This is a genomic window from Stenotrophomonas sp. P5_B8 (assembly GCF_054049855.1).
The window spans coordinates 1-10920 of the sequence record NZ_JBFULO010000109.1; the positions used below are offsets into that span (position 1 = coordinate 1).

11 protein-coding genes are annotated in these 10920 nt (G+C 66.7%); 6 read left to right on the forward strand and 5 right to left on the reverse strand.

Annotated features, from left to right (window positions below; all coding sequences use genetic code 11):
* The 5 genes from ACXJKH_RS08385 to ACXJKH_RS08405 all read right to left on the reverse strand — a co-directional run.
* On the reverse strand, positions 1–324 hold a 324-nt coding region (locus ACXJKH_RS08385; RefSeq protein WP_457319084.1), incomplete at its 3' end, for a glutathione S-transferase N-terminal domain-containing protein.
* A gap of 160 nt (positions 325–484) precedes the next feature.
* Positions 485–1186 carry a cytochrome c1 gene (locus tag ACXJKH_RS08390; protein ID WP_256776216.1) on the reverse strand — a complete coding sequence of 234 codons (702 nt, stop codon included), beginning with the start codon at positions 1184–1186 and terminating at the stop codon, positions 485–487.
* Positions 1187–1223: 37 nt separating this feature from the next.
* Positions 1224–2483: a cytochrome b gene (locus ACXJKH_RS08395; protein WP_457319085.1), complete on the reverse strand. Its 1260-nt coding sequence runs from the start codon at positions 2481–2483 to the stop codon at positions 1224–1226.
* Positions 2484–2485: 2 nt separating this feature from the next.
* On the reverse strand, positions 2486–3106 hold the full coding sequence (gene petA, locus ACXJKH_RS08400; protein ID WP_256776202.1) for a ubiquinol-cytochrome c reductase iron-sulfur subunit: 621 nt from the start codon (positions 3104–3106) through the stop codon (positions 2486–2488).
* 182 nt (positions 3107–3288) lie between these two features.
* Entirely contained in the window at positions 3289–4254 is a 966-nt protein-coding gene (locus tag ACXJKH_RS08405; RefSeq protein ID WP_457319086.1) for a lytic transglycosylase domain-containing protein, read from the reverse strand.
* Positions 4255–4416: 162 nt separating this feature from the next.
* On the opposite strand from ACXJKH_RS08405, the gene miaB reads away from it, so the two are divergent.
* From miaB to ACXJKH_RS08435, 6 genes are all read left to right on the forward strand, one after another.
* A complete protein-coding gene (miaB, locus tag ACXJKH_RS08410) occupies positions 4417–5877 on the forward strand; it encodes a tRNA (N6-isopentenyl adenosine(37)-C2)-methylthiotransferase MiaB (RefSeq protein ID WP_256776204.1) in 1461 nt (486 codons plus the stop codon).
* A 613-nt stretch (positions 5878–6490) separates the two neighbouring features.
* Complete coding sequence (locus tag ACXJKH_RS08415) at positions 6491–7474, forward strand: PhoH family protein (protein WP_256776205.1); 984 nt, start codon at positions 6491–6493, stop codon at positions 7472–7474.
* 45 nt (positions 7475–7519) lie between these two features.
* On the forward strand, positions 7520–8005 hold the full coding sequence (ybeY, locus tag ACXJKH_RS08420; protein WP_256776206.1) for an rRNA maturation RNase YbeY: 486 nt from the start codon (positions 7520–7522) through the stop codon (positions 8003–8005).
* Positions 8006–8034: 29 nt separating this feature from the next.
* A complete protein-coding gene (locus ACXJKH_RS08425) occupies positions 8035–8631 on the forward strand; it encodes a hypothetical protein (protein ID WP_457319087.1) in 597 nt (198 codons plus the stop codon).
* A 65-nt stretch (positions 8632–8696) separates the two neighbouring features.
* The gene (locus ACXJKH_RS08430) at positions 8697–9578 is read left to right on the forward strand and encodes an HlyC/CorC family transporter (protein WP_256776208.1); all 882 of its coding nucleotides are present in this window, start codon (positions 8697–8699) and stop codon (positions 9576–9578) included.
* Between the two features lie 8 nt (positions 9579–9586).
* Positions 9587–10879: a lipoprotein N-acyltransferase Lnb domain-containing protein gene (locus ACXJKH_RS08435; protein WP_457319088.1), complete on the forward strand. Its 1293-nt coding sequence runs from the start codon at positions 9587–9589 to the stop codon at positions 10877–10879.
* Positions 10880–10920 lie beyond the last annotated feature (41 nt).

Sequence of the window (10920 nt, forward strand, 5' to 3'; positions counted from 1 at the left end):
GTGTTCGATGCGCAGCATCGCCAGACGGATGCGCGCGCGCGACAGCGGATCGACCGGCATCAGCGGCGGGTGCGGGTAACGTTCGTCCAGGTATTCGCTGACCACCGAGGCCGCGTACAGCACAAGCTCGCGCTCCACCAGGGTGGGCACGGAATGGTACGGGTTGAGGTCGATCAGATCCTCGGGCGGATTCTGCGGGTCGACCGGGACGAAGTCGTAGCTCACGCCCTTGGCCGCCAATACCAGGCGCACGCGATGGCACAGGACATCGTCGTTCGAGGAAAACAGCGTCAGGGTGTTCCGCATGCGTACGCTCGCCGCCATCAAAGGCTCTCCAACGTCCGGTAACCGCCGGTCGTATCGGCGCCGCCAGCCCATTGCCAGCGGTCGTCACAGTACCCGAGTGTGCAACTGCCCATCACAAAAGCCAATAGGCCGATCGACCCCTGATCGGATCGATCGATGCTCGGCGGCGGGATGGCGCTCAGTGCACGTCCTTCCAGTATTCCTTCTTGAGCAGGTACGCCAGGAAGGTGAGCAGCGCAAGGAACAGGATCACCCACACGCCGAGCTTCTGGCGCTTGAGCGCGGCCGGTTCGCCGGCGTACTCCAGGAAGTTGGTGATATCGCGCACCGTCTGGTCGTACTCGGCAGCGCTCACGTTGCCCGGCTGTTCGATCTTCAGCCCGACCACCGGCGCGTCTGCCCCCGGGCTTTCCGGCTTGCCGTGTATCGCGTGCTGCAGGCCCTGCATCTCCCATAGCGGGTTGGGCATGGAGGCATTGGGGAAAAGTCGGTTGTTCCAGCCCAGCGGCCGGGACGGATCGAGGTAGAACGACTTGAGGTAGGTATAGACCCAGTCACTACCTCGCACCCGGGCGATCAGGCTGAGGTCCGGCGGCATCTTGCCGAACCATTTCTCGGCCTGGGCCTTGGGCATGCTTACCGGGATCTGCTCGCCGATCGGGGTGCCGGTGAAGTTGAGGTTGGTCATGACCTCTTCTTCGCTCAGGCCCAGGTCGGCCGCCATCCGCGAGTAGCGCAGGTACTTCAGCGCATGGCAGCCGGAGCAGTAGTTCATGTACAGCTGCGCGCCGCGCTGCAGCGAGGCGCGGTCGCCGAGGTCGTTGCCGGCCTGCAGGGTGGTGCCGCCTTCGGCGGCGCCGGCCAGGCTGCTGGCCAGCATCAAGGCGGCCGCGCAGGCCAGCCGGACAATCCAGTGGTCAGTCATGCGTGGTCACCCGATCCGGTACCGGTTTGGTCCTGTCCAGCCTGGTCCATAGCGGCATGGTGATGAAGAAGGCGAAGTACAGGAAGGTCAATACGCGGCCCACGTAGGTTTCATGTGCGTCGGTGCCGGGGCCGGAGCCGATCACACCGAGCCAGACGAAGCACACCGCGAACACGCCGAGCAGGCCGCGCGAGAGCCAGCCGCGGTAGCGGTAGGACTTGACCCGCGCGCGGTCCAGCCACGGCACCAGGAACAGGATCGCGATGGCCGAGAACATCACCAGCACGCCACCGAGCTTGTTGGGCACCACCCGCAACATCGCGTAGTACGGGGTGTAGTACCAGACCGGCTTGATGTGCTCGGGCGTGACCAGGCGATTGGCCTCGGTGAAGTTGTCGTGTTCCAGGAACAGGCCGCCGAAGGCCGGGGCGAAGAAGATGATGAAGGCGGCGATGATCAGCAGGAACCCGGCGCCCACCCCGTCCTTGAGCGTGTAGTAGGGATGGAACGGGATGCCGTCGGTGGGCGCGGTGGCCGACCAGCGGTTGCCCTTGGGACCCTTCTTGATTTCCACGCCGTCGGGGTTGTTCGAGCCGACTTCGTGCAGCGCGCCCAGATGCAGCACCACCAGCAGCAACAGCACCAGCGGCAGGGCGATCACGTGCAGGGCGAAGAAGCGGTTGAGGGTGGCGTCGCTGGGCAGGTAATCCCCCATGATCCATTCGGTCAGCCCGGTACCGATCACCGGAATCGCGCCGAACAGCGAGATGATCACCTTCGCGCCCCAGAACGACATCTGCCCCCACGGCAGCACATAGCCCATGAAGGCTTCGGCCATCAGCACCAGGTAGATCAGCATGCCCAGGATCCACACCAGCTCGCGCGGTTTCTGGTAGCTGCCATACAACAGCCCGCGGAACATGTGCAGGTAGACCACGATGAMGAACAGCGAGGCCCCGGTGGAGTGCATGTAGCGGATCAGCCAGCCCMACTCCACGTCACGCATGATGTACTCGACGGAGGCGAACGCTTCGGCCGCATCGGTCTTGTAGTGCATCGTGAGGAAGATGCCGGTCACGATCTGGTTGACCAGGATCAGCAGCGCCAACGAACCGAAGTAGTACCAGATGTTGAAGTTCTTCGGCGCGTAGTACTCGGTCACGTGCTTGCGGTAGACCGGCATCAGGCCGGGGGCGCGCGTGTTGACCCAGTCGGCGACGCCGGTGGCGGTGCGGGAAAGGATGTTGGCCATGGTCAAGCCGCCCCCTGCGGGTCAACGCCGATGATGATGGTGTTGTCGTCCTGGTAATGGTGCGGCGGCACCAGCAGGTTGATCGGCGCCGGGACATCCTTGAACACGCGACCGGACATGTCGAAGCGCGACTTGTGGCAGGGGCAGAAGTACCCGCCCTTCCACTGGGGGTCGTACGGCTCGGGGCGGATCTCGGCGACCATCTCCGGCGAACAGCCCAGGTGGGTGCACAGCCCGACCAGGACCGAGACCTCGGACTTGATCGCGCGGAATTCGGGATTCTGCTTGAGCACGTAGGCCGGCTGCTGGTCCTTGACCCCGGATTCGGGATCCTTGAGCCGATCATCCAGGCCGTGCAGCGCGTCCAGGATCGCCTTGGAGCGCTTGACGATCCAGATCGGCTGTCCACGCCATTCCATGACCAGTCGCTGGCCTTCCTGGAGTGCGCTGATATCGGCAATCACCGGAGCACCGGCCAGCTTGGCGCGGGCGCTGGGATTCCAGGACTTGATGAACGGCACTGCTGCAAATCCGACGCCGACCGCTCCGACCACCGCAGTGGTTGCTGAAAGGAATCGTCGACGTCCAGTATCGACTGGATCGTTTACCCCATCGTTGGCCATCCGGCACTCCGATATTGATTTAGGTAGCTTGAGGCTGCCAGCAGACCGGTGGGGGCCAGTCCACATTGAATCAGCCGCGAGTGTAGCTGAACCGAAGTCGGCCACACAACGCGGTACTACGGAACGACATTACGACACGACATTACGGCATGGAGGCCAGCCAGCGCCATGGGCGCGTCGGCTCACTGGGTGGTGGCCTGCGCACCACGGTAGCGTTCGGCCAGCTGCGCCACCCGCTTCACGTAGTACTGGGTCTCACTGTAAGGCGGTACGCCACCATGGCGATCCACGGCACCCTCGCCTGCGTTGTAACCGGCGGCGGCCAGGGTGAGGTTGCCGTTGAAGCGCTTGAGCAGCCAGGACAGGTACTGCACGCCGCCGCGGATGTTCTGCGCGGCGTCGTAGGAGTCGGTAACGCCGAAGCGGCGCGCGGTGGGCGGCATCAGCTGCATCAGGCCCTGGGCGCCGGCGCGGCTGAGCGCGGTCGGGTTGTAGGCCGATTCGGCGTGGATGATCGCGCGGACCACGGCTTCCTCGACCCCGAACTCGCGCGCGGCGGCGGTGATCTCGCTCTGGAACGCGGTGGTGTTGAGCCGCACCGAGCCGAAGTTCACGCCGGGGTTGGCCCCGCAGGCGTAACAGCGCTCGATGAAGGTGTAGTGGATGGTGCGCACCGGGCCGAGGCTGGCCAACTGCGCCGGGCGGGCGCTGGTGTAGTGGCGCACCCCGTCCTTCATGTAGGAGTAGACCTGCCCGCTCACCACGCGGCCGGCTTTGTTGGCCCGCGCGGCCGGGGCCGACGGCGCGCTGAGCACCGTGGCCGATGGCGCCGGGCCGCTGGCGGTCAGGGYGGTGCCGGTGTTGGCGCGATCGGCCTGGACCGGGCTGGCGGGCGCGCTGGCGGTCGCTGTCGGGACCAGTGCAGGCGCTGGCGCGGCGACCGGTGCCGGCGGCGGGGTGTAGCGGCGCGGCGCGCCGCGGTCGGGCCGGTAGCTGCTGACCACGCTGCAGGACGCCCCGGATACGCGCTTGCTGACATAACTGGGCACGCCGTCGGCACCGAGGCACTTGTACAACGTGCCCGCACTGGCCGGCATAGCGGTCAGCGCAGCCAAGGCCAACGCAGCGATCCCCAAGATCCCCTTCATTGTCGGGAGTGTCCCAACTTCGGCGGTGGTTGCCAAGGGGTTGACGCCGGCCGCCAGCGCGGATCGGCCCTGAACCCGTCCGGGGAGTGCTTCCGGCATACAATGCACGGCTCATCGCAGCCAACCGGCTGCCTGCCCGCCCACCCGACTGGAATAAGCGCCATGACCGGGACGCCAGCTTCGACCGCGCCGACTTCGGCCGGCTCCGCCTTGCCTGCCGCCACACCTGATTCGCCCGCCCCCCGCCCCGACCTGATCGCCCTGCCCGGCTCCCGGCCACAGGTGACCGGACCGGTGCGCGGCAAGCTGTACATCAAGACCCACGGTTGCCAGATGAACGAGTACGACTCGTCCAAGATGGCCGACGTGCTGGCCGCCGCCGAAGGCCTGGAGTTGACCGACGACCCGGCCGAGGCCGACGTGCTGCTGATGAACACCTGTTCGATCCGCGAGAAGGCGCAGGAGAAGGTGTTCAGCCAGCTGGGCTACTGGAAGGCGCTGAAGAACAACGGCCGCGGCGTGATCATCGGCGTGGGCGGCTGCGTGGCCTCGCAGGAAGGCGAGGCGATCATCAAGCGCGCCCCGCACGTGGACCTGGTGTTCGGCCCGCAGACCCTGCATCGGCTGCCGGAGCTGATCCGCCAGCGGCGCGAATCGGGCAAGTCGCAGGTGGACATCAGCTTCCCCGAGATCGAGAAGTTCGACCGTTTGCCTGAGCCGCGCGCCGAGGGCGGTTCGGCGTTTGTGTCGATCATGGAAGGCTGCTCGAAGTACTGCTCCTTTTGCGTGGTGCCCTACACCCGCGGCACCGAAGTCAGCCGTCCCTTCGAGGACGTGGTGGTGGAAGTTGCACAGCTGGCCGCGCAGGGTGTGCGCGAAATCAACCTGCTGGGCCAGAACGTCAATGCCTACCGCGGTCCGTATGGGGACGGTGAGTTCGCCGACCTGGGCCTGCTGATCCGCACCATCGCCGAGATCGACGGTGTTGGCCGGATCCGGTTCACCACCTCGCACCCGCTGGAATTCAGCGACTCGCTGGTGGATGCCTACCGCGATGTGCCGCAGCTGGCCAATTTCCTGCACCTGCCGGTGCAGGCCGGCAGCGACAAGGTGTTGTCGGCGATGAAACGCGGTTACACGGCCCTGGAGTTCAAGGCCAAGATCCGCAAGCTGCGCGCCGTGCGGCCGGACATCTCGATCAGCTCGGACTTCATCGTCGGCTTCCCCGGCGAGACCGAGGCCGACTTCGAAAAGACCATGAAGCTTATCGAAGACATCGGCTTCGACCACAGCTTCTCCTTTATCTACTCGCGTCGCCCGGGTACCCCCGCGGCCGATCTGGAAGACACGATCAGCGATGCCGAAAAGCACGCGCGCCTGTCGCGCCTGCAGGCGCGCATCAACGAACAGGCTGCGGCGATCTCGGCCAAGATGGTCGGCACCGTGCAGACCGTGCTGGTGGAAGGGCCCTCGCGACGCGATCCGAACGAGTTGACCGGCAAGAGCGAGAACATGCGCTCGGTGAATTTCCCCGGGCACCCGCGCCTGATCGGGCAGTTCGTCGATGTGGTGATCACCGAGGCGTACAGCAATTCGCTGCGCGCGCGGATGGTGACGAGCTGAGGGCGCGCCGGCCAGCGGCGGCGGCACCTCGGGCCGCCGTTCCCACCAGCGCGCCCCACGCGGCATAATGCCGCGCACCAGGCGCGCGACTGCGCCTGCACCGCCGGCAGTGGGCGGCGGTGCGGGTCTGTTCAAGCTGCAGCAGCGAGGTTCCGGCGCGGACCAGCCGACCCGTCGCAGCCAACGGCACCCATCGGCCGGACACAGACACGACCAGTGACATCGGACGCCGTTCTGCAGGAGGAGATGCGCCGTCGCCTTGCGCACACCTCCGTGAAGAAGAGGTCAGTCAACGCCGCGCTGGTCATGAAATGATCACCTGGCGCAGACCCTTGCCGCCATGGGCGCCACGGTGCTTATCCACATGTTTCTCCAACATCCACCCACAACCGCTGTGGATGAACGCGCGCGGCGTGACGCTTTTTTGACCACGACCGCGGATCGTCTGCCGCACTAGGGCCCACGCAAGCTATCCACAGGTTGCCGCACCGTCCTTGCACAGACACTGTGGAGAACCGCGCCTTCGCTGGCGGCCAACGTGGCTGCGCGCTACCCTGTGTTTCCCATCCCAACGCTGCGGCCGGGTCGCTTCGACCGATGGCTGCCTGACGCAATGACGGCACTTGCACAACGCGACTTCACCCTGGTCCCGGAAGACAACGAACGCCTGGCCAATCTGGCTGGCCCGTTCGACGAGCACCTGCGCCAGATCGAACTCAAGCTCGGCGTGGAGATCGCCAACCGCGGCCCTGTGTTCCGCGTGACCGGCCCCAAGCGGGTGATCGAAGAAGCCAAGACCCTGATCGAGGCCCTCTACGCCGAAGCGGCCGAGGTCACCTTCGACAGCCACGCCATCCACCTGCGGCTGAACCAGGCCAACGTCGAACACGTCGTCGACGGGGCCTATGAGGCGCAGGACGTGACCATCAAGGTCAAGCGCGGCACGGTGCGCGGGCGCGGCGCCAACCAGGCGCGCTACCTGCACCAGATCACCACCCACGACATCAATTTCGGGATCGGCCCGGCCGGTACCGGCAAGACCTTCCTGGCAGTGGCCAGCGCGGTGGACGCGTTGAACGAGTCGCGCGTGCAGCGGCTGATCCTGGTGCGCCCGGCGGTGGAAGCCGGCGAGAAGCTGGGCTTCCTGCCCGGCGACCTGAGCCAGAAAGTGGACCCGTACCTGCGCCCGTTGTATGACGCGCTGTACGAAATGCTGGGCGTGGAAAAAGTGCTCAAGCTGCTGGAAAAAAACATCATCGAGATCGCGCCGCTGGCCTACATGCGCGGGCGCACGCTCAACGATGCGTACGTGATCCTGGACGAAGCGCAGAACACCACCGTCGAGCAGATGAAGATGTTCCTGACCCGTCTCGGCTTCGGCTCGACCGCCGTGGTCACCGGCGACCTGACCCAGACCGACCTGCCCAAGCACGTCAAATCCGGCCTGCGCGATGCGATCGAGGTGCTGCGCGATGTCGAGGGCGTCAGCTTCACCTTCTTCGAAGCCCGCGACGTGGTCCGCCACCCGCTGGTGGCACGCATCGTCAGCGCGTACGACCGCCGCGACCTGCAGCAGGTAAAACCCGGCGCGGAGTAGACGTACACTGTCCACTTCCGATTGATCTGAACTACCGGTATCGCCATGACCAAGGGCCCCGTCCGCCTCGATGTAGCCGTCAGCTACGCCCTGCCCCGTGCCGGGCTGCCCTCGGCGGTGAGCTTCCGCAAGTGGGTTGCCGCCGCGCTCAAGGGCCGCATCCGCGAGGCCGACCTGGCCATCCGCATGGTCGATGCCAAGGAAGGCCAGTCGCTGAACCGGCATTACCGGGGCAAGGATTACGCCACCAACGTGCTGAGCTTCCCGGCCGAGGTGCCCGAGGGCCTGCCCAAGGGCGTGAAATTCCCGCTGCTCGGGGACCTGGTGATCTGCGCCCCGGTGGTCGCGCGCGAGGCGGAGGAGCAGGACAAGCGACTCAACGCCCATTATGCGCACCTGACCGTGCATGGCGTGCTGCACCTGCTGGGCTGGGATCACGAGGACGACAAGGAAGCCGAGGCCATGGAGCAGCTGGAACGCGACATCCTGGCCGAACTGGGCATCGACGACCCCTACGCCAACGAGAACTGAGCCGCCCGCCGGTGACCCACGGATTTTCGATGATCGCCTTCAAGACCGCCTGCCTGGGCCTGCTGGCCCTGCTGCCCGCCACCAGCGTCGCCGCCCCGCTGGACCTGGCCGCCCTGATCGAATGCCGGCAGGGGCTGGCCGACTACAACGCGGTGGCGCCGGTCGTGGCCGACCCGCTCAAGGCGGTAGCCAACGGCCTGCAGCCGCTGCCGCAGTCCAATCAATTCATGAGCGAATTCCGCCTGGCCATGCCCGTGACCGTATTCGGCCAGCAGACCGAGTACATCGCCGTGGCCGGGGCCAGCATCATGGCCATCCTCGACCTGGCCGACCCGCGCCCGATGGCCAAACGGCTGGCGCTGGAGGATGGCGTGGACAACCCGGACAAGTTCATGGCCGGGCGCGAGCTGGTCAGCCGCGACGTCACCGACCCGACGACCGGCGAGCCGATGATCGAATCGGTGATCCTGAGCCTGTCCACCGTCAAGACCCACCCCGGCAAGACCCTGGCCGGCTGCACCTACAGCCTGGACCTGCCGCCGGAGGAGGAACCGGCCCCGGACGCCGCCCCGGGCGCCCCCGCCCCCGGCGGGCCCGTGAAGGCAGCGCCCGCCGGCGGACGCTGACAGCGGCGCGCATCCTGCTAGACTGAATCCAACGCCCGGCTCGCCGGGTGCCTTTTTTTCCAGAGATGTCTGAAGACGACAGTAGTGGCTCCAATGTGGAGCAAAACGAAAAGAAGCGCAGCTGGCTCGAACGCCTGACCTCTGCCTTCTCCGGCGAACCCCACACCCGCGACGAGCTGGTGGCGGTCCTGCACACCGCGCAGGAAGATGGGCTGATCGCCGCCGACACCCTACGCATGATGGAAGGCGCGATTTCGGTCGCCGAGCTGACCGTGGGCGACGTGATGATCTCGCGTTCGCAGATGGTCTCGCTGCCGGTGGAGGCGCCCTTCCTGGAACTGATGAAGCAGGTGGTCGAATCCGGCCATTCGCGCTTCCCGGTGCACGGCGACAACAAGGACGACATCCTTGGCGTGCTGCTGGCCAAGGACCTGCTGCGCGGCGTGGTCGCCGACCACGGTCCGGCCAACGTGCGCGAACTGCTGCGCCCGGCGGTGCTGATCCCCGAAGCCAAGAAGCTCAACGTGCTGCTCAAGGAGTTCCGGCTCTCGCGCAACCACATGGCCATCGTGGTCGATGAGTACGGCGGCGTCGCCGGGCTGGTCACCATCGAAGACGTGCTGGAGCAGATCGTCGGCGAGATCGACGACGAGCACGACGAGGCCGAGGACCACACCGCGCAGATCGCCATCCAGGCCGACGGCCAGTACGTGGTCGATGCGCTGACCGCGATCGAGGATTTCAACGAGCGGTTCGGCGCCGACTTCCCCGACGACGACTACGACACCATCGGGGGCCTGGTCACCGAGGCGATCGGCCACCTGCCCGAAACCGGCGACGAGCTCAGCCTGGACCGCTTCGTGTTCCGGGTGGCGCGTGCCGATGCCCGCCGCGTGCAGGCGTTCCATGTGACCGTGCTGTCGGCGGACACCGACACCGAGGATTGATCAACGCCATGCGGCCCCTGCTGAAGCGGTGGCCGTCGTGCCGCCTGTTGTTCCTGTCGTGGTTGCTCCTCCTGGCCAGTGTCCCGTTCGCGGCGCTGGCGCAGGAGGCTGCCGCCACGTCCTCCGATACGCCGGTCGCAAGCGATGAAGCACCCGCGCCCGGTGTCGCTGCGGACATGTCCCCGGCGCCACGCATTGGCGTGGTGACCATGCAGCCCGGCGAGATCTTCTTCGAGCGCTTCGGCCACGATGCGCTGGTCGTCCTGGACCCGCGCAATGGCCAGGCCATCTCCTACAACTTCGGCTATTTCGATCCGGGCGAGCCGGACTTCATCGGCCGCTTCGTGCGCGGCGACATGATGTACTACCTGGTGGCGCTGCCGCTGGACGAAGACATGTCGTACTACCGCGAGAGCGGCCGCGGCGCCAGCATCCAGTGGCTGGACCTGGACCCGCAGCAGGCCCGCACGCTGGCCGCAGGCCTGGCCGAACGCGCCAAGCCCGAGAACGCGCGCTACCACTACGACTACTACACCGCCAACTGCGCCACGATGGTGCGCGACACCATCGACCAGGCGCTTGGCGGCGGCCTGCATTCGCAGCTGTCCGGTCGCTCGCGTGGCAACACCTACCGCAGCGAATCGGTGCGGTTGGCCTCGCCCTCGCCATGGATGTGGCTGGGCTTCGACATCGGCCTGGGGCCGTTCGCCGACCAGCCACTGTCGCGCTGGCAGGAAGCCTTCGTGCCGATGCGACTGGCCGACGCGCTGCGCCAGGCCCGCAACAGCGAAGGCCGTCCGCTGGTGCAGGCCGAGCAGGAACTGCTGCCGCACCGCATCGCGCCCGAACCCAAGGAATCCCCGCGCCACTGGTGGCCGTGGCTGCTGTGTGGACTGCTGGCCGCCGCGGGCGTAATCGCCCTGCGCACGCGTCGGCGCGTGCTGGGCGGTATCGCGCTGCCGCTGTGGCTGTTCTGCGGCATCGCCGGCGCGCTGCTGACTTACCTGTGGGGCTTCAGCGCGCATCAGGCGGCGTGGGCCAACCGCAACCTGCTGGTGCTCTCGCCGCTGTGCCTGCTGCTGGTTCCCGGCGCGGTCACCGTGCTGCGCGGGCGTGTGCCGCGAGCGTGGTTCCGCATCGTGCTGTGGGCGGTGGCGCTGTCGGCCGCGCTGGGCCTGGTCCTGCACTGGCTGAGCCTGCAGGCGCAGGTCAACCTGCAGTGGATCGTGTTGCTGCTGCCGGTGCACCTGGCGCTGGCGTGGGTGCTGGGGCGTCGTGACTTGCCCGTCACGGGCCGCTGACGCACGATGCCGCCCATGGAAAGTACCGCACCCGTCAATCC